The following is an 18860-nucleotide window of genomic DNA, read 5'->3' on the forward strand; positions in this document are numbered from 1 at the left end:
CAGTCCCAATCGATCTTGCCGGCAAGCAGAACCAACTCGTGCTTCAGATTGATGATCTGGTCCAGCCGCGCCCGGAACAGATCGTTCGATCCCGTCGTCTTGTGCTTCTTCGGCCGCATCGTTCCCTCCGATGCACCACAGAATCATGGTCCGCAGGGAAAGGGAATCCAAAAGCGAAATTGCAGGGTTTGGCGGCTTCAACCTCCCATTCCCTGCAATCTCAAACCGCCTCGAATCCGAAAAAGAGACTCCTGCTCAATCGCTTAGAACCTTGTTCACGGACGACAGGCTATCGTCGCGCTGGGAATGCTTTACTTTCTTTCCTATACAAGTCCACGTGACCCAAGCTTTTCCCATAACGAATCAACGGTGCACTGAGTCAGTCGGAGCCCGAAGACATTGGCCAAGACCTGCTGCAGTTCGATCTTCGTTTCCAGTGTTTGTGTTTCCCTAAATTGGCTGCGAGTCAATCTGAGCTTCTTGTTAAGCAAGGTTGCACGTCCCTCCGATGTCAGCACACTCATCATGAGGACGGATGGAAAGGGCATACGATCCCAGCGTGCGCAGATGAAGTTGGCGCCCTCGAAATCGGGTGGCAGGGCGACGGCTCGGTCAATGCCGAAAAGAGCGAACCATTCATCTTCGTTCTTGCGTTCAAGCACGAGCTCTCCACTGGCCGGGTCGGCCCGCAGACGAAACACGTCCCCGCCAACTATTTGCTGCTCCTTCGCATCGATTCGTAGCGGTGCAATCGGTGCCGGACCGGGAAAGCCGGCATCGGCAAGCCAGTCGCAACCCTCTATGGTCACGATCAATGCATGATGTGTGCGTGGGCCACCTTCCGAAGCCCCCATGCGCACCCTGCAAAGAATTGGCCGGACCGTGAAATCGAGTTCTTCGAGCGCCAAGCCAAACAACTTGTTCAATTCGAAGCAATAGCCGCCTCGCCGGGCATCGATAAGTTTGGCCCAGATCGAATTCTCAGTCAGATCGGGGATATCGCCCAGCAGAACATCAATGTTCTCATAGGGGATCGCTCGCATTTGAGCCTGCTGGAGCGCAAGAAGGCCATCAACCGTTGTCGGGACTTGAGCAAGGCCGATCCGATCGAGATAGGTCGCAATCTTAAATGCCATGGCACGTCCTCTGATGTCTGGACTCGTTTGATTAAGCCGCCGGAAGCGCGATGACTTCGCAGGCGACGCGTAGAAGGTGGCCATCTCTCCTATAGAAATGAAACAGCCCCAGCACTTCCGGCGAAAGCCTCAGTGCCAGTATCGAGCCAACGGGCCATTTGTGCACGGCCGGAGCAGCCCGTAGGACTCCCGGTCCGCGGCGATTTGCAACGGCGATCTTCCAGCCTTGCGAATCATCTCGTCTCGCCTCGCCGCGAATGCTCCGCGTTTCGAGATCCACCGCCGCCCGCGATCCGCCATCACTAAGTAGAGAACGGCGACAGCTACCAGCTGAGGAATCGCTCTCAGCTACACCAGCAGTTTCTGCCGCGTTCAACATGACATCACCCTTGATGAATCGTAGTTACGAACCTGCAGCTCTTGCGCTACTAACGAGCGGCTGTCGCTCTTTTGGTTGCTCAGCCGACGGCAGCGATAAGGCGCCACACCTGTATCGCGCAACCAGGCGCCCTCCGGTGGCGCGCCGGTCTGCCAGAACACGTCGATCGGGATGCCGCCACGCGGATGCCGGTAACCGCCGACGCGCAGCCACAGTGGTTTGATCGCCCTGGCAATGCGTCGGCCGACTAGCGCTGTGCATTCATCATGCAAAGCGCCGTGTTTGCGGAACGAAGTCCTGAACTGCTTCAGTGATTTGGAGCCCACCAGTGCCTCGTCGGGCGCGTAGTCGATTACGATGAAACTCGGCTGACCGGTGACGGGCAGACCGAGGTGAATTCCGGGCAGGTGCAGCGCACGATGGCGGGCGGTCCGTCGCCGCGCCTGAGCGGCGCGTTTTCGAGGACCGCCTTATCTGGGCTTCCTGGCGTCTCGACGTGGGCGCCGACCTGTGTAAAGTTCCGGGTGGTAGGCACGGGCAACTCCTTGATGCATGCCGCCGGAAGTGCGGCCGTCGAGCCGGGCATCGCCGATGAAGTCCTCCTGATCCACTGCCGCTGCTCTCGAGTGGACGACGACATCGGAGAAGCCACCGCGATCGTCGCAAGGGTGAAGCCGCAGAACCTTCCAACCCCGTTACCGCACGCCGAGAAACTTCGTGTTTGAATGATGACGCGCTCAGTAAGCGTGCAGTCACCTCCTGAGTGCTCAGCTCCGCTGCCTTGGCTCAACGATTGCATCCATATTGCTGGCTTGGTCGCCCCACCGATGTTGAGGGTTAGTAGTTTGTCGACGTCGGCAGGCTTGTCGACGGGCGACATCTTGGCCCAACAGGCGACGGTGCGACGGCGGGCGCCGCTGGCAATACGCAGCAGATAGGCCGATTTCACGGCCGTATGTCTTGAGTAATACATAGGTCACGGTTTAGTCCTTGATGAGCGCCAGAAATTCGCTACGCAGTATTTTGCTGTCGCGGAAACACGGCGCATGATGCTGGTCACCATAGTGGTTTCCGTCTCGCGAACGCCTCGCCACACGCACTGGTGCCGCGCCGTAACCATGACGGCCAACCCCTTCGGATTAATGTGGCCTCGAGCTCGTCTGCCAACATAATACGCTTCCTCTTGGATTGCGGGAGCGCCATGATCAAGTTGGCCACACGCACAACTTTGCTGATACCGATCACCGACACCAGGCAGCACGCCGACCCACATGCGGTGGAGCTTGTCGGGGCCGAACCTTCCCGAGCCGCCGGGCCGCATTGAGCCGAGCGCGGCCGAGAGAAGCGCGCGGCGGGCGCCGGCGGTGAGGCCCGCGAGATCGGGGCAACCCGGCTCGCCGATCACGAGCGTCGGTTGCGGTGTGGAAAGGTCCGGGAGGCGCATCGAAAACCCTCAATGAAAATGCCAATGACCGGAACAAAGTGGTGCGAGCGCGCCGATCTCACGGTGATGGAGCCAAGCGCGTAGGTCTCTTGCAGGCAGCCCGCGTTTGGCAAGTTCCGTAGCCGCAGGGCTAGGTTTAAAGCGCTCGACGAACACCTGGCGCACGTACATCTTGGCTATCCGTTTTGCAGTCCCAGTCGTGTTGTGGTCGCGGCTAGTGTCGATAACCAAGCCTCAAGCAAGACTGCAAGTGCTGCTCGACTTCTGCTTGTACTATCTCACCCTCACCGGGCCGCAAGTATTCTGCGACATTGGCGTTTATTCCAAAGGACACGCCTGCGTCGAGCAGGCGTTTACGAGTTGCTTGCGTTGAGCTCATCAAACATCCTAGCCGGGCGCTTTGCCTCGCTCTCGCGCGAACAAGTTGATGTGCGGGCGCTTCTGCATTTCGGCAGTCCACATGATGCCCCTGGCGTCGGAACGGCCGCTTGTCGCCTCCCGATCTGCTATTACCTGCCGCGTGGCCTTTATATCCTGGATGAGTTCGAGACTTCCACCGTGTCGGCAGTATGGCCAGTCGAGCGATGCCATCCATTGTGCTGCGTAGCGCCTCCAACGTTCGAAGAATGACGGAGTTGTTTGATGGAATAGATAGCTTTCATCTGAACTCTTGACTGGTGACGGCGAGAGATCGCTGTTTTTGAAATGCATCCTTCACCGTCGCTGCAATCAACGTGCCGAAAACCGCCTTCCTCGTCTTGCTGCAAGAGAACAACACCGTGCGCTTTGCGAGCGCGCGCGGAAACATTTTACGCCCTGATGTCGGGGACCGGACATTAACGTCTTCAAGACGACCCGGCTGAAAACAGACATAGCGGCGTGAAAACATGAGCCGGTCCCCTTGCCGACCTCGCTTGCGTCTGCGCCATGTGCCTGAAAGTACATTCAGTGAAGCCTAGCCGAATCGCACGAGCTTCGTTCACAAACGCCCTCATTTATGTGACGCTTCAATAGCCTTCACTTTCCGTATCGATGCCGTCACGGAGCGTCTACCCATTGAAAGCTGCAACAACGGCGCACAGCGCTGTTCGCTCCGTGACATCAAGGAGATCGGAGCGTGCACGAATTCAATCAGCAAACAGGGCCCGATGGTCCCTCAGGTGGGGGTCCAGTTCACTGAACGTTTTCGTTCTTCAGCGTAGGGTTCGGACTGGCCGCTTGAGGATTGGACCAAGACATTCCCGCCGCGGCAACAGTCGCGTAACGCTCTTTGCTGCGGCTGCTAGGCGGAGCACCGCGGGATAGCCCCATCAGGCACCGTGCCCACCAAAGCTGACTTTTGGCGGCCGCGCTGTCGGAAGTCAGGCAGCCGGATCAGGGCGGCTGTTTCGAATCACACAGTTCGCTTGCCAAGCTCGGCGAAGCCTCCTGCCCGCGAAAGAGGACTTGGTACGAGCCTTGCTTGCTGAGGCGCAAAACCATGTGCTTCGCGCCAGTCGACGGATTACCTCCGCTCGGTGTCGGTTCCAGACATCGGATGTCTGCAACCGTACAGGGGGGAAAACAACAACATGCAACGGGCGACATCCATAATCGTCGGTCAAGGAGACATAGCATGTCCGGTGCTGCAGGCGCATTTCTGTTGCCTTCAAGCCGCTCACAAAGGCCGGTTTCCGATCAGCTCAAGCACATGGTGCCGAAGCTTGAAAACCGTGCACAGAGGGGGTTCGGCGTTGCCGCATCTATGCATGAAGAACGGTTTCAACATACAAAGTCATGCCGGCCAGCAGGCAAACTAGCAGATGTTGATTTCACTGAGCAGGACGCGCATTCCAGGCCGCATGTAGCTATAGCACACGTTCGCACTCCCTCTCACAGGGAGAAGAGTGACGCCGACTTCCAGCCCTTTGACAATCATAAAACCTCCCGCCGTCGTTTGACGGTTTGTTTGAACGGGGCTCTGGTCAACGCTGATGTGCCCTTTGAAGTCTGCTTTCTTTGCTGCCGCGGGGACATGAGGGAAACGGTCTTTCTGCGTTTACGTTCGAGATGCCGCCCCGTTGGCGGGCAAAAACGCGCAGACGAGACTTCGAATAGATTGATCGCCGATCTCACCTCAACGAAAACGTCTGCAGCATGAGGCCATGATGAAACCTGCTCTTGTATTCGATTGGAACGGCACTCTCCTCGACGACGCCGACGCCTTGCTACAAACGACGAACACCATTTTGGACCGCTTCGGCCGAGCTGCCATCGACATGCACACTTTTCGGGATCATTTCGATGTTCCACTTTCGGTTTTTTACCGCAATCTAGGAATGTCGGAGAGTGAAATCGAAACGGTCGATAGCCATGACAGCGCTATTTTTCACGACACTTACGAACCGCTGGCGAGCAAAGCCGAACTGCGCGAAGGCGCGCGCTGCATTTTGGAAACGGCACGTCAACAAGAGGTTCCCAGCATTATTGTTAGTAACCATATAGTCGATCCCCTTATTACCCAATTACGAAGACTTGGAATCGACGATTGTGTCGCGGAGGTTCTGGCTTTTGAAAGCCGCGCTACTCAATATAAAAGCACAAGCAAAGGAGAGCGGCTTCATCTGTATATGCGAGCATACAATCTGAACCCCAGCTCAACGTTCATCATCGGGGACATGCCGGTCGAAACGGATATTGCACGCGAACTTGGCCTGATCAGCGTAGCCATTACAGGCGGATTTGTTTCCGAGACGCGTCTGCGAGCGGCGCAGCCGGATTATCTCATCGAGGACCATCATAAGCTGCTGCCCATTCTGCAGGAGCGTGGCGTTTTTCAGAACTCATAACGACGCAGAGCATGACTGAAAACCTCTACCGTCCATGTCTTCCTGTTCTCCAGCGAAGCCTTCACACTGATGGCCGAAGCATCGGCTCTGGACGGACGAGGCCCAAACGAAGGTGCGCGCCTAATTAGTATTGGCCGATAGGGGACTTCGCCGTTCGAGTTTGTCAATCTGCAACCTGAGGCAGTCCGACTCAACACCCATTCCCTACGTCGAGGTCCTTCCAGACGGGCCGGTGTTGAAGACGTAAGACCCGCGCCGAGAAATTTCCTCTTGTCGGGAGCGCGCTTGCCGCGGCGCTGCCGTCGAGTTCTTATCCAGGAGCGTTAGAGCCTCGAAATTGTGCAGCGACGCGCATGCCTGATAGCGCCCACAAAGCTGCCCAGATTACTCGCGGACCGGTGCGGCAACTTCCGCTTCAAGCTTTGGCTGGTGCTTGAAGATCGCGTGGATCAAAGCTTGCGGCGGCTGCTCGGAAGCCTCCACCAGCACCGCTTTGTCAGCGCGCGCCGAGGGAGCGAAGACTCACCTGATCACGGTCGGCGAGACCACATTTGGAATGGTCCTCGAGACCCGCGTCCTGTGCGTTCCATTTCAAGATTGGCGCGCGGGCGGCTCGTAGCGCATCCGGCCATGGCGCCGCGGCGAATCTGGTGGTGGCCTCGAGAATCGTAATGAGATACGGGCTGGTAAGCAGAACCTGGACACCGCCTTCGGCACGTCGTTCCGTTTGGATTGTGCGCACGGTTAGGTCTAGTGCTCTGATCTTGCCGACGTAGGTCAGCCGTAGCATCCCAAGCCGCTTCGCAATCCGGGTCCCACCTGGGCGGTGTCCCGTCGATGGTTTGCTTGCCGGTAAAGATGAAGTCGGCGGTCCAAGCTCCTTACGAACTTTTCGGATGGCGGCTGCCAGTTATCACCAGAGTATCAGAACCAGCGAAGCGCCGGTCAATGAGCAGAACGGCTCGATCGGCGCCGAATGTCAGCGCCTTGGGTACAATCGTCGTCCATCAAGATGCTCACGCAGCATGGACATCAAAAATAAGATTGAGGCGGATCGCCACAATGACGGCTTGGATCCGGCTGGTCGCGCCCAGCTTTCGCATCGCGTTCTTAAGATGAAAGTTCACCGTATTCTCGCTGATTTGTAATATCCTCCCGATTTCCCATGACGATTTGCCCTCTGCCACCCACCCTAGACAATCTAATTCCCGCTGTGATAGCGCAACTCTCATATTGCAGTTATCTTCCGCCGGACGTGTGATCTCCACACAAGCGGTGTGAAAGTGCCAGGCTAGTGCGTTCAGATGGCCTTTGGAATGTTGCGGATCGGCATCGTCGAACCGAGATGCAAACGATACGACCGATAATCGACCCAATGGCCCAAACAATGGTACACTCATGCCGTGCTTGAGACCGGCCTCTCTGGCCTCGTCAAGTACGCGCCTTTCGTCGGGCTGTAGTTGATATTGCTCGGCGAGTTGATCCCACAGAAACGGCCGCGAAAGCGTCGGTGTCCGCCGGACCACCGGATCGATTTTGTGGTACTTTCGCTCAAAATATCGTTCACACCACTCGGGCGGCCACTTAACGGCCACGGCGGGCGGCGGATACTCCGGTAGGCGAAGTGGCTCCGCGAAATTGAGCGCTCCGTAAGAGACTTCGCTGAAGCCTTCGTCGCTGGCACAGCTCACAAGAAGCTCGAAAAGCGATCGGAGCGATTGCGTTCGCGTCGCGCATTCGGTGAAGCTGAAAAGATCCATTTTGGGCGCCTCAGCGGGCTGACCCAAGAGGTCGGTATTGCGCCGCTCGATTGAGCTTGTTTTAAGCGGAGGCAAGTTCCAATCCGTCGCCGAGCCGCTCCGCGGTCCCGAGCTCAACGAGCCCGGTGTCACCGCGGATGTTCGGCTTGCCGGCGAGCATGAAAAGAAATGGGCCAAGGTCGTGCACGATCTACGGATCTGCATCGTCAGCCCCCAACTGATCTTCACCGCGCCGGCACCGACGAGAGCCGGGTCGATGAGCAGCCCAACAGACTCGTCGCGCAACTTTGGCTCCTTGCATGAACAATGCGCGGCGTCTGGGTGGCTTAGTCGCACGCCTCCGACGCGAACAATTCTTAAGGGTTGACCGCGACCGGCCCTCGTCGTGCAAGACGATGTTCGTCGGGGGGATACCCCGATATGCCGGCGGTCGGAAATTCTGCTTGGTGCAGAGGGCACTTTGCATACGCATCTCGGGAAGGGAGAGAACCTAGGGATGAGAACAGCAAGGGTCGTACCAGTTGCACCGCTCCAAAAAATCGGGTTTAACGACAATGACTTGAGAGAATTGCGATAGCTGCCTCGGGCGCGTGCGTTGAAGAATTCGCGACAACAGGAGGAAAGCCGACAGGCATTTGGCTTAATTGTTCGTGATGATTGCCTGATTGGCTTTTTCTCTTGACGTGTGACCGGTGCCCCTTGTGCAAGGCACCGCTGAATCGCTCATTATTGCGTGTCGCTTGCCAATAAACTGAAAACGAGCGAAAACGTTCAAGGACAGCGCATGCAGGCTGTCTGAATCCTCTGTGAGCCGAATCCGCTCTGGCCGACCAACACATGCACTTCTGAGGCACTGACGGGAGATGAGCGCTCGTCTGTCTAGTTGCGCGCCGACGCTTCAACTTGTCACTGCCGCTGTTAGCGGCTTACCGACGTTTCTCAGGACAGCGGCGCGGCAGTTGACAAACATCTGCTTCGTGTAATTCTCGCCGAAGTAATCCAGTACGAAGGTACCTGTATAGTCCGGATGATCGCCCACGCTGCGGATTAGGCTGTCGAGAATCTCGCCGATTTCGGGAATGCGCTCGCAGTAACGGGCACGGAGAACATTAACAGCGTTCATCGAGTGAACTGCCTCGTCGGCAACCACCTCTCTCAGGCAACGAAGGAAGCTGCTGCCAAGTCCGGCATAGAACTCTCTATCCGCAGCATAGGCGCGGCAAGTACACATCTCATCAAATGCGATCATAACGATCAGAGAGAATTCGTCCTTCAAGTATTCATTGATTGCAGAAAAACTATGCGATCGAGCCTCCAATCTGTCTCGAAGATCTTTTTCGGATTCACCAGCGACAAGCTCCATGATCCGGATGAAACTATCGGTGTGACGCTCTTCATCCGCGGCCCAGGCACTAATAAACGCCTCAGCTTCGTTGGTGGCGATCAGATTTCGGTTGAACACTTCTTGTTTTAAGTGCCTCGCGTCGTATTCAGTATACAACTCTGGCCACAACTTGTCCCGACGTGCGCGCACAATCGATGGTCCGGCCGTGAACATGGCCGGCGTCAACTCATCGAAAATGTCTTTTGGATTCCAGTTCCGTCGAATCGGCGCAATCATCCGACTGTCCTTCTCTGTGAGCAGCCTGGCAGACGGCGCTCGCAAAGCACACTTGCTCCACACGAAGTATGCTGTCGCCCCCTCGTTTTGGTGGGCAATTTCGAGACGGAACTCATCAAACGGTTTGAAACTCGCGATCATCAACAGAAGCTCATGGGGACGGTCAACGTTTTATAGTCCGCGTGTAGTGTAGGCTGCGGCATCCCATCGCTTTCTTTGCAAACCGCTCCCTTTGCTTGCGCGGCAGGCGAACTGGGGGTCGCGGCGGCTTCCCGGCGTGCGTCAAAGCAGAGAGCCGACTGAAGGAATTCTGGCCGATTTGGTGGCCGCCGCAGGAGCTTCGCTCGGATGTGAAGGAGCTTGAGCCAAGCTGGGACCATCAGCTATGACGGGTAAACCGGACTTGACCTCCCAACGCCTTTGATCGCCCCTTTTGACCCGATCCAGGCGTTCAGCCCTGACGACATCGTTCGCGGCATGGCGCCCCGCGGCTGCCAAGGAGATTCTCGAACTGCATTTGGAGCGGCCTACGCCATTCTACCTAACGAATATCGACGCAGGTGGCGATGGCGCGCGATGCCCAACATTGAATGATTTCACTTCGCATGGAGTTGCGAGGGGTCGGCCTGCTTCTGGAGCAGCAAGCCGAGGTTGCGTGCCTTCTTCCTTACTGAGGTGATATGGCGATCGAGCCCCGGCTATATCGAAGGCCACGCGAATGGTCAAACCAGGAGGCGCAGCGATTGATAGCTCTCGCGCGTCAGAAAACCTGCGCCGTCGGACCCGGTATCTGGGTTGGACTCCGCCCGGCGCCGACAGTGCGGTCGCGATGTGTGTCTCTGTCCTAATTCCCACGGAACAAAAGCGCAGCCGTTTGTCGCCCCTCGGACAGACGGGCCAAATCCGCTCGGCTCCAACTTCACTATTGGAAGCAGTCATCGGTTGGGGAGACGAAATGGAACATTTCCTATTAATTGAAATGACGCGCGACAAATATGTCGAGCGGTGCAAGCAGCGGGCTTTCGATCATCTCGACCGAGCTGATCTTAGGAACTCGGTCGCCTCGTTTGTGCGCAATATGAACGCGCTTCCCGATTGCGAGTTGCCAAACTACTTGGCAATGCTTGGCGGTTCGCTTCTGACGGCGAACGATGCGCTCGGCCGGAGAACGCTCATTGAGGGATTGAGGTGATGGTCCGATGATCAAGCCAGCGAGGGTCTGGGCCCGCTCAATTCCTTGGGGAGGGGATGGCGCACTACCGAGCTTACCTTTTGGATCACGACCGCCACGTTATAAGCGCGGCCAATTTGCAGTGTGCCGACGAGCAAAAAGCACGGGAACGTGCTCAGCAGCTAGTTGATGCCATCGACATCGAGCTATGGCAACTCGACGGACGTATTGCGGTGTGTTTGAAGCCGCCACAAGCCGAGCCTCGCACGTGGCAGGACAGGCAAGACCGCGGCGCCCTACAGACAAACGAAGCGTGCGTGAAAGTTAAGCGCGCGTCTCAGTCCTAGGCTTCGATTGATTGCGGATCACAGGCGCGGGATAGTTAGGGAAGACGCCCGGCATGGGCTGCAAGTTGCCGATGTAGCGATTGACCACGCGGAAGATGGCTCTTGAGCACTCCCACACGGAGCAGGTTTGCGGGCGCGGTCAACTACCAACCCTCGCAATTGATCTAGATGACGGAAGCAGGTCACCTATCGATTGATGAAATCGGCCGGTCTACACGTTAGGCCCGTCATCACAAGGAATTGGCATGCAAGACCGATTAGCATCTGTTCGCGCCAACGGGCCCGATCACTCCGCTGGTTCCTCACCTGCTGAAATGCTGCGGGCCGAAATCTGTTGCCGCAGCGAGCTATCGTTCCTCATGGAAGCGCATGATGGTCTCTCCGCCGCAATCGCTGAGCGCGCGGGGTTCAAAGGCCTCTGGGCGTCCGGCCTGTCAATTGCCTGCTCCCTGGGCTACCGCGATGCCAACGAAGCGTCGTGGAGCCAACTCGTAGATGTAGTCGAGCGGATCGTGGACTCGAGCGGACTGCCTGTGCTCGTTGACGGAGATGGCGGCTTCGGGAATTTCAACAACGCGCGCCTCGTGACACGCAGCCTCCGTCAGCGTGGAGCAGCCGGCGTGGCGCTCGAGGACAGTTGCTTTCCGAAGATGAACTCGTTTGTTGGGCATCGGCACCCCCTCGCCGATATCGACGAATTCTCTGGCCGCCTCCGGGCAGTGAAGGATACAGTCGCGGACGACTTGATCTTGGTGGCAAGGACCGAGGCGTTGATTGCTGGGCATGAGATGGACGAAGCACTTTCGCGCGCTCACGCCTACGCCGACGCGGGAGCCGATGCGATCCTCATTCATTCGCGAAGGAGCACCGCGGACGAAGTCCTTTCGTTCGCGCGCGCTTGGCAGAACAGACTGCCGGTCGTGATCGTTCCGACGAAATACTATCGAACACCGATTTCTGTATACCGAGAAGCCAGCATCTCTACGGTGATCTGGGCCAACCAGTCTATGCGAGCGGCAATAGCGGCAATGCGTCAAGTCTGCGGTCGCATCATCGCTGAGGAAAGCACCGCGAGCATTGAGCCGCACATCGCTACTCTCGAGGAAGTCTTCGAACTGTTCAAGTACGACGAACTCGCCCGTGCGGAAACGCGATATTTGCGTCCCGACGCTGAACTGCGCAAATAGGGTTTCGTCGACACAGGAGCGCATTTTCGTTGTCCACCTACTGTCCTGGACTTCCTCCTAGCTGGCCAAGTTCGACTGCAATCTCAAATGCCTAACCATTGCACTGAGATGTCCTGAGATAGCGTAGCCCGCCTCACTCAACCGAAATGCGCACTTTGCCATCTCGGCAGCTCGAGGCACCGGATCCACCGCCTCCCTTCTCTCTGGTGAAAGGACCGACGAGAACCATTTGTCTGTCTTAACGCTTGGGCTCCATTTTCAGATGGCTCCGGCAGACCTGATCTCGCTTCAGCACGCTAAAGCTGGCGCAAGAAGTCCGTCGGTGTTTCACCTTAGAGGCGCGACGAAAAAGGAACTAAACTGTGACCGATGCTCCCAAGAACGCCATCATTCTCGCCGCTGGCTGCGGCTCCCGCCTGCGTCCTCTGACAGATCTGCGGCCGAAGTCGCTGGTCGAGGTCAACGGCACTTCGATTCTTCACAACGCTCTACACAATCTGGAATCTGTTGGCGTGGAAGAGGTGACGATCGTGGTGGGTTACCGCAAAGACGCCATTCAATATGCCTGCGGTAGCAACTTTGGCGAACTCAAAATCAAATATGTCGAGTCGACCGTCTTCGACCGGACCGGAAGCGCCTATTCTTTGTGGCTGGCGCGCGACGCTCTTCTCTCCGGAGACTGCTTTCTTCTCGAGGGCGACGTCTTTTTCGAAGAGGATGCGCTGCGACACTTGATAGTCTGCCGCGGGACCGACGTAGCTGCAGTCGTTCCCTTCGATGATTCAATGGAAGGGTCGGCCGTCCTGTTGTCGCAGAACGGCTTCATCTCAGGCTTTCGATTGAAGCAAACCGCGGCAAATCTTGTTGCGGATGGCCCAAAGCTTTTCAAGACGATGAACCTCCTACGGCTTTCAGCGCCGACACTCAAGGCAACGATCGTTCCGACACTGGACGATATCATCACCGCTGGAGCTAGGCAGACCTACACCGAAGAACTTTTGGGTTATCTGATAGCGAGGCGAGGCCTACAGCTCGCCGCGGCGCAATGCGACGGCCTCAGCTGGTACGAAATTGATAATGCTGACGATTTGGAGATTGCCGAGCGCATTTTCAAGGACCGAACGAATGCCTACGCGGCGAGACGTCATTTGCAAACGAGGTGAGAGTTCAATGCTGAAATACCTTTGGGATCCAGCGAACGCGATAACGATCACAGGTCTTCTCTTTTCCTCCGCCAGCCTGTTTTTAGCTCTCTCTGACCGCCTGGAGCTATCTGTGGCAGCGGCGCTTTGGGCTGTTCTATCGGACCACCTGGACGGGTTTGTGGCAGGTCGCACGAAAGGTCGAGATCCAGATGTCGCAAAAATGGGAGCGAGCCTCGACGGCTTTGCAGATATCATCTATGGAGCCGTTGTGCCTGCGGCAGTTGTGGTACAAGTCAGCCAAGCTTCACAAGTCGCGTTTGCGACCGCAACCGCTCTACTGGTGACGGGAGCAATAAGGCTTAGCTACTTTGCGAACTTTGGCAGGTCGCGTGATGGACGGTTCTTGGGCATCCCCTTATCATACGACGTGCCGCTCCTGGCGCTTCTATTTCTTTTTAAGCCTCTTATTCCTGCTGAAGCATTTCCGGATTTCGTGAACATTGCCTTCTTGCTGCTCGCTATAGCGCATGTCGCGCCTCTTCGCGTGCCACCACTCAGCGCAACAATGTATACGGCAATAAGCATCTTCGCCGTCGCGTCATCGGTGCTTTTAGCCAGTCGCTCCTTTTGATTGCGGATGGAAGTATGATCCAGCGACTGGCCTTCTTGGGCTTGCAGGCTTCACTCCATGCAGGTCACATGATGACGTGTAGTCTCGCCAACCCCGGCGTGCACCAGACTTGTTGCCGAGAACATCTCCGCACGGATCGGCACTGCTCGAGGCTTGTTCGCCGGGAGCTTGTCGGGAGATCGCGACCATCCTACGATTTTCGTTTGCCCTGAAACGTTGAGCTAGTCGCACTCATGAATACCGCAGCACAAATCGCCGTATCCCTTAGGCCGGACGAGGTTTCTGACCTGGTCAACCGATTCCCCGGCGGCTATTGGAAATATGACATCAAGGACTTCGTCCTTCTGGTAAATCCATATTTTCCGCCGCAGGCGTTCCTTGACGAACTTAAGAACGCTCTACCGCGGCTTATTACTTGCTATCCCTCTCCTAATGCGCAGCTGGTCCAGCTTCTTGCGGATGCGGTAAAGACGCCGGTTAATAATCTTGTCATTTGCAATGGCGTGGCTGAACTGATTCCCATCCTCCTTGGCCGACTGGGTATGCGGATTGCTGTCCCGGTCCCAACCTTCAATCCCTATGAAACCACCGCCTTGCTCGGGCGGTTGTCACGCTTTTTCCTGTCACCGCCAGATTTTGAACTCGATGTGCACCGCTATGCAGCATTTGCGCGTGCAAATGGTGTCGACGCCGCAGTCGTGATATCGCCGAATAATCCCACCTCGCGGATGGTTCCCTATGCGGATTTACTATATCTGGCTTCCGCGCTTCGAGCTCAACAGCAACTCCTACTGATCGATGAGTCATTTATCGAGTTTAGTGAGCTCGGGCGAAGTGCAAGCCTGGAAAATCATCTGCTGGAATTTCCGAACGTGATCGTTCTCAAAAGCCTTGGAAAGATTTACGGGACATGCGGTTTACGGGTCGGGTATGCGGCATCAGCAAATGTACAGACGATGGACGAAATTAGAGCCGCCCTCCCCACGTGGAATGTTAATACGTTTGCTGAGTTTTTTCTAAGCAAGCTTCCTCACCTGGCGCACGCTGCAAAGCAGAGTTGGGTGAGGGTGGGCAGCGACAGGGACAAACTATACGCAGACCTGCGCAGCATCGACGGAATGAGAGTTCTGAAGCCCGACGCAAATTTCGTGTTCTGCGAACTCCCGCCCCATTGGCCGGATGGGGACGTGATCGCCCAAACACTTTTAAAAGATAGACGGATATTGATCAGGCACAATGGCGGCAAGACTCTTCAGAATGGTAAACGATTCTTGCGCATCGCAAGCCGCACTGAAGACGACAATAGGCTTTTGGTGGAAGCACTGAAAGACATCTCTGATTAGCGCAACCGACGCCGGTACTAAGCCTTCTCATGGCTGATCCAGAAGGAAAGAAACTTTAGTTGGGGGCCAGAGCTGCAATCGCAGAACACTCCATTACTCGGTCGAGCGGAATCAAAGCAGATCAAGGCCCCGCGGCAACCACATCGCGGTTCTCTTCGCGCCGTCGGCGACCACAATCTTCCAGCGCGGATCGGCTATGTACAGCACTCTTCATGCTGACCTAATCTGGTATGTGACACAAGAGCGCGTCCGCGCTGGCGGACGGAAGTCCGCCATGTTCGACTAATAAGGCGCGAAAATTGCCCCATCGGGTCACATGCCCATCCTCAAGCCACGCACACTGAGTCTGCTGTCCAAGTGCGAGCGTCGTTCTCCCGAACAAGCCTCATCATTTCCACCTTCGCGATGTTCTACCTCGCCCACCGGGCGTTGACCGTCTGAAAGCGGGTTCTCCCGATTCTCGGAACGAGGTATCTGCATTAAGTCGTCATGCGCTCGTCTATTGGTGTTGCCATCTCGTAGTCCGCCTGCCTCAGGCCGCGAGCGACAGCTTCCGCTCCTTGTAGTCTCGCCCCGACAATCGATAATCCTTGGTAACTCCGCTGTCCCGTTGCGCCACTTGGCCGACGCGATGCCGAGTTCGGCCAGGTGCCCGCGCAGTGCATTGCTCAACATTGGTAGGCTGGCGCACCAGCGATTGTCGAGTCCGGTGCAGCATCAAAACGGCTGCTGCTCCGTCGTCTCTTGACCGGGACAAAACGCATCGGCGGCCGCGTCACAGCCTCACAGATCGCAGCCGCATCATTCGTAGCGTTCTTACTGCGATTGAGGTAGGCCTTCACATAGCTCGGAGGTGTCAGTCTGACCGTATGTCCAAGCGCCTGAAGTTCGCGGCCCCAATGATGCGCTGAGGGTCATGCTTCGATCCCAACCAAACAACGTGGCTGCTGGCAAAAATACTCCAGCACCTTTGCCCGACTTACCCGCTTCATCAGGACCGCGCGCGTGACATCGATCCGATGCACTTGGAACAGCGACTTCGCCAAATCCAGACCAATCGTGCTAACCTCACCCATGGACGGCTCCCTCAACGGGCAGATCACGCTTCCCAGCACGCCCGGCATGTTCCGGCGGTACCAACTTGGTCGGCTTGGCGATGTCAGGCGTGCTGAGCAACATCGCCGATGTCCCGACTGGTCACAAGGATGAACTGCAGATGATGCAGTGACGACCATCTTCGAGACCGGCCGGTCCGGTGGCCCGCCGCAGCCTTGAGCAGCGGCATGCCATCGAGCGCCGGTTCGTCGGGCTCGACCAGATACGTCAGCAAGGCGCCAGGTGTATTGCGTTTGATTTTAGCCAGATCAGCGCGGCGGTGGTGACGATTACTCACAGTGATACCTCGTCGTCTCCCGCAATCGTTTCTCTCACCCAGTTTGTCGTCGTAGCAAGCCATCTGGTGGTGCCTTGCGTGGTGGGCGTGGCGCGCTGCGGTGCATCATGCTGTAGCGCTAGCTGTAACGCCAAACGCTCGCGGCATGCGCGCGTTCTGCACGCCCCCGAACAGAACCGCGAGCTGGAGCGCTGCAGCGTTTAAGCCCTGCCGCACTGCTCGCACTTCCTGCACCGTTCCGGAGGACTCTCGCCCTCGTCACGAACGTGGAAGACACGGCGGCTCGTGTGTCGGGCATCGAACCTGAACTCACGACGACGCTCCGGCAAAACACCCAGACGCTGGGATAATCGACGAGCAGCGGTGGGCTGACGTGTGACTGCTGGCTCGCCTCGATTCAGAACGGCACAGCCGGGGTCAAAATCTCAAACAAGGTAAATGCCGCCAAGCCCAACCGCTCGGCGCCCAGAGGGAGCGGCTTGCGTCAACATCCGGGAATTCTGCGGCCGACAAGCGGCTTGGAACGACTTCCCGATTGCAAAGTTTTCCTGTTGCCCTTTGCCAGCGGGTGGGTGCCTTTCCCAAGGGGCAGCCTCAAGACAGCCCCAGCTTCACCGCCCTGAAGCTGGGGTCCGTTTGCTCTCTCAATGGTCTCGGACCGCGCTGACCGAAGCAGCCACCCTGCGGCAATTTGCCTGACGTATTGAAATCCGATATTTACCCATGATAGTTTTCACTTTTACGCTCGCGCTATTTGCTCTGAAGCCGTCCTGATAGTGCTTTTTGTGCTGGGGAGGACATTATGCGAAGCTCTCGCCCAATCTTTTGTGCTCGACGACTTGGTGAACTCATTTCTCAGCTCTCAGAGTTGGAAGATCTTCGAGATCTGGTCGAAGAAGCTGAGCGAAGCGCCCGAGGTGTGCCTCCACTACGCTGGACACATCCTCCGTCGCGCCGCGTTCGACGTGGTGAACGGGTCGCTTTGTCTGTTCGCCTCCGTCGCCACGCGGCACTAAGGGGGAATGCAGGAGCTATCAGCTCCCCCTGACAACGACAACCAAGTCGATTGGGCTTTGCCGGAGCCATTCCTGGACGGATGGTGGGCTTCCTCCTAAGCCTCTCCAAACGCTGGCTTGACCAAGAGATCGATCGAATGCTGGTGGACTACCCACCGAGAGAAGACACCTGACAGCCCTGTCGGACTATTCTTATCGTGGCCATAGCCCATGCAACAGAAGGGCCGTTCGCCAATGGACGAATTCGCGATGCTTCTCGCCGAGCTGGACCGGTGCAAGGCGGAATTTCAGCACCTGCAGAACGAACTCAATCTCGCGACCGGCGCCGGGCCGACCGACATAGTAGCGCTTCAACACGCGGCCCGCCGGATGAGCGGCATCGCAGCCCGCCTCGAGGCTTTGACGCGCGCCATCTCGAAAGGTACGGCCAGCGGAGTACATTGAGCACTCCCCTCCCTTCCCTTGAAGGGAGTGAAGGCAACCGTCGAGAAGGCGACCTACGAACGCCATTACGGGGCTATGACCCGAATCGGGAAGAATAGCGCCACAATCACGAGACAAACGCCAAGTCCAGAGATCGCAAGGTTCATCGCAATCCAAAACTGATTCAGACGTAGAACACTCAGTTTCGGAAATTCTCGCGTGTTGTCATCATCCGCGATCCGTCTGATGCTTCTCAGAGGTGACCCTGGAAGCAGCGCATCATAGGCATCACGATAGCCCCGTGCGCGCCGCGTGTGTAGCTGTATCCGCTCGTATTGCTTCGCGGAAAACACTGCTCCGAACATGCCGAGCAGAACGAGTAGCAGTGCAGGCGGCAGGTCCAAAGGACTCAGCGTCTTGTCCGAAGTCATGAAGGCGATGACTGCGCCCGAAATGCCTATGAATGTAGATGCTACCGCCGCTCGTTGCGTCTCGTGATGACGCGCTTGGATCGAATTCTCTGAGTACATTTTCCAATGCGCATCGCGCAAAGTGGAGTCGTGTTCATCAGGCACTGGACCCTCCCGGCGTAGGAGCGAGTTTCCCAAAATGAACTGCAATTAATGCTTTAGACCACAACATTAGCAGAAATGCCACAGGTTGATAGTCCCTATGTGCTCACCCCTGAAGGGAGTCTAGCCGAAAATCTGCACCGGAATAGCGCCGCTGTTATTGGGGTCCACCCGTATACTTGTCAACCGTCGACATGAGCGGCTTCGAGGTCGACAGATTGAACATCAGCCCGAACCGACCTTCGGGACCAGTCTTGTCCGGCTCGTCGATCAGCTCGTAGAGATCGATCCACTCGATGAACGAATACTGAGAGAATTTCGCCAGCATCGCATCCAGGTTTGAGTTGCAGGCCGACATCGACGCAGACGTCGAGGTGTTGACGAACGTTGAGTCGTAGATCTCGGCGCCGTTCATCTCATTGATGGCGACTGGAACGCCGTAGCTCGACAGCTTTGTGAACAGG

General features: G+C 56.8%; 14 protein-coding genes and 4 pseudogenes. 8 read left to right on the forward strand and 10 right to left on the reverse strand.

Going from position 1 to position 18860, the window contains the following annotated elements; all coding sequences use genetic code 11:
• Positions 1-323: 323 nt before the first annotated feature.
• From IVB42_RS17400 to IVB42_RS17410, 3 genes and pseudogenes are all read right to left on the reverse strand, one after another.
• On the reverse strand, positions 324-1136 hold the full coding sequence (locus IVB42_RS17400; RefSeq protein ID WP_247298742.1) for an arylamine N-acetyltransferase: 813 nt from the start codon (positions 1134-1136) through the stop codon (positions 324-326).
• A 471-nt stretch (positions 1137-1607) separates the two neighbouring features.
• Positions 1608-2050: pseudogene (queF, locus tag IVB42_RS17405) on the reverse strand (preQ(1) synthase); the annotation flags it as partial.
• A 1567-nt stretch (positions 2051-3617) separates the two neighbouring features.
• Positions 3618-3848, reverse strand: a complete 231-nt coding sequence (locus tag IVB42_RS17410) for a hypothetical protein (RefSeq protein ID WP_157642938.1) — start codon at positions 3846-3848, stop codon at positions 3618-3620.
• Positions 3849-4574: 726 nt separating this feature from the next.
• On the opposite strand from IVB42_RS17410, the gene IVB42_RS17415 reads away from it, so the two are divergent.
• Positions 4575-5099: a hypothetical protein gene (locus IVB42_RS17415; protein WP_247337000.1), complete on the forward strand. Its 525-nt coding sequence runs from the start codon at positions 4575-4577 to the stop codon at positions 5097-5099.
• A 7-nt stretch (positions 5100-5106) separates the two neighbouring features.
• Positions 5107-5787, forward strand: coding sequence for an HAD hydrolase-like protein (locus IVB42_RS17420; RefSeq protein WP_247470655.1), 681 nt, complete (start codon positions 5107-5109; stop codon positions 5785-5787).
• Positions 5788-6171: 384 nt separating this feature from the next.
• Here IVB42_RS17420 and IVB42_RS42285 read toward each other — a convergent pair.
• The 3 genes and pseudogenes from IVB42_RS42285 to IVB42_RS17430 form a co-directional block, all read right to left on the reverse strand.
• Positions 6172-6782, reverse strand: a pseudogene (locus tag IVB42_RS42285) (nitrogen fixation protein FixA); the annotation flags it as partial.
• Positions 6783-6803: 21 nt separating this feature from the next.
• The gene (locus tag IVB42_RS17425) at positions 6804-7547 is read right to left on the reverse strand and encodes a LuxR family transcriptional regulator (RefSeq protein ID WP_247385650.1); all 744 of its coding nucleotides are present in this window, start codon (positions 7545-7547) and stop codon (positions 6804-6806) included.
• Positions 7548-8445: 898 nt separating this feature from the next.
• Positions 8446-9309 (reverse strand): hypothetical protein, encoded by an 864-nt coding sequence (locus IVB42_RS17430; RefSeq protein ID WP_247470658.1) that lies wholly within the window; start codon positions 9307-9309, stop codon positions 8446-8448.
• Between the two features lie 814 nt (positions 9310-10123).
• Here IVB42_RS17430 and IVB42_RS17435 point away from each other — a divergent pair.
• From IVB42_RS17435 to IVB42_RS17455, 5 genes are all read left to right on the forward strand, one after another.
• Positions 10124-10360: a hypothetical protein gene (locus IVB42_RS17435; RefSeq protein ID WP_018455420.1), complete on the forward strand. Its 237-nt coding sequence runs from the start codon at positions 10124-10126 to the stop codon at positions 10358-10360.
• A gap of 640 nt (positions 10361-11000) precedes the next feature.
• Positions 11001-11873: a phosphoenolpyruvate mutase gene (gene aepX / locus IVB42_RS17440; RefSeq protein ID WP_018455418.1), complete on the forward strand. Its 873-nt coding sequence runs from the start codon at positions 11001-11003 to the stop codon at positions 11871-11873.
• Positions 11874-12235: 362 nt separating this feature from the next.
• Positions 12236-13036 (forward strand): phosphocholine cytidylyltransferase family protein, encoded by an 801-nt coding sequence (locus IVB42_RS17445; protein WP_247336995.1) that lies wholly within the window; start codon positions 12236-12238, stop codon positions 13034-13036.
• A 7-nt stretch (positions 13037-13043) separates the two neighbouring features.
• Positions 13044-13649: a CDP-alcohol phosphatidyltransferase family protein gene (locus IVB42_RS17450; protein ID WP_247363834.1), complete on the forward strand. Its 606-nt coding sequence runs from the start codon at positions 13044-13046 to the stop codon at positions 13647-13649.
• 233 nt (positions 13650-13882) lie between these two features.
• A complete protein-coding gene (locus tag IVB42_RS17455) occupies positions 13883-14992 on the forward strand; it encodes a histidinol-phosphate transaminase (RefSeq protein WP_247363836.1) in 1110 nt (369 codons plus the stop codon).
• 603 nt (positions 14993-15595) lie between these two features.
• Here IVB42_RS17455 and IVB42_RS17460 read toward each other — a convergent pair.
• Together IVB42_RS17460 and IVB42_RS17465 are read right to left on the reverse strand one after the other, a co-directional pair.
• Positions 15596-16068 (reverse strand): annotated as a pseudogene (locus tag IVB42_RS17460) (transposase); the annotation flags it as partial.
• Between the two features lie 83 nt (positions 16069-16151).
• Positions 16152-16385, reverse strand: coding sequence for a hypothetical protein (locus IVB42_RS17465; RefSeq protein WP_247285856.1), 234 nt, complete (start codon positions 16383-16385; stop codon positions 16152-16154).
• A 1250-nt stretch (positions 16386-17635) separates the two neighbouring features.
• On the opposite strand from IVB42_RS17465, the gene IVB42_RS17470 reads away from it, so the two are divergent.
• A complete protein-coding gene (locus IVB42_RS17470) occupies positions 17636-17845 on the forward strand; it encodes a hypothetical protein (protein WP_157642935.1) in 210 nt (69 codons plus the stop codon).
• A gap of 65 nt (positions 17846-17910) precedes the next feature.
• Here IVB42_RS17470 and IVB42_RS17475 read toward each other — a convergent pair whose 3' ends face one another.
• Together IVB42_RS17475 and IVB42_RS17480 are read right to left on the reverse strand one after the other, a co-directional pair.
• Positions 17911-18399 carry a hypothetical protein gene (locus IVB42_RS17475; RefSeq protein ID WP_157642934.1) on the reverse strand — a complete coding sequence of 163 codons (489 nt, stop codon included), beginning with the start codon at positions 18397-18399 and terminating at the stop codon, positions 17911-17913.
• Positions 18400-18553: 154 nt separating this feature from the next.
• Positions 18554-18860, reverse strand: a pseudogene (locus tag IVB42_RS17480) (hypothetical protein); the annotation flags it as partial.

The organism is Bradyrhizobium sp. 45 (genome assembly GCF_023073155.1).
Lineage (GTDB): Bacteria > Pseudomonadota > Alphaproteobacteria > Rhizobiales > Xanthobacteraceae > Bradyrhizobium > Bradyrhizobium canariense_D.

Coding starts and splice junctions, on each gene's coding strand:
- IVB42_RS17400 (WP_247298742.1), bottom strand. CDS start 1,136: ATGGCATTTAAGATTGCGACCTATCTCGATCGGATCGGCCTTGCTCAA.
- IVB42_RS17410 (WP_157642938.1), bottom strand. CDS start 3,848: ATGTTTTCACGCCGCTATGTCTGTTTTCAGCCGGGTCGTCTTGAAGAC.
- IVB42_RS17415 (WP_247337000.1), top strand. CDS start 4,575: ATGTCCGGTGCTGCAGGCGCATTTCTGTTGCCTTCAAGCCGCTCACAA.
- IVB42_RS17420 (WP_247470655.1), top strand. CDS start 5,107: ATGAAACCTGCTCTTGTATTCGATTGGAACGGCACTCTCCTCGACGAC.
- IVB42_RS17425 (WP_247385650.1), bottom strand. CDS start 7,547: ATGGATCTTTTCAGCTTCACCGAATGCGCGACGCGAACGCAATCGCTC.
- IVB42_RS17430 (WP_247470658.1), bottom strand. CDS start 9,309: ATGATCGCGAGTTTCAAACCGTTTGATGAGTTCCGTCTCGAAATTGCC.
- IVB42_RS17435 (WP_018455420.1), top strand. CDS start 10,124: ATGGAACATTTCCTATTAATTGAAATGACGCGCGACAAATATGTCGAG.
- aepX (WP_018455418.1), top strand. CDS start 11,001: ATGCTGCGGGCCGAAATCTGTTGCCGCAGCGAGCTATCGTTCCTCATG.
- IVB42_RS17450 (WP_247363834.1), top strand. CDS start 13,044: ATGCTGAAATACCTTTGGGATCCAGCGAACGCGATAACGATCACAGGT.
- IVB42_RS17455 (WP_247363836.1), top strand. CDS start 13,883: ATGAATACCGCAGCACAAATCGCCGTATCCCTTAGGCCGGACGAGGTT.
- IVB42_RS17470 (WP_157642935.1), top strand. CDS start 17,636: ATGGACGAATTCGCGATGCTTCTCGCCGAGCTGGACCGGTGCAAGGCG.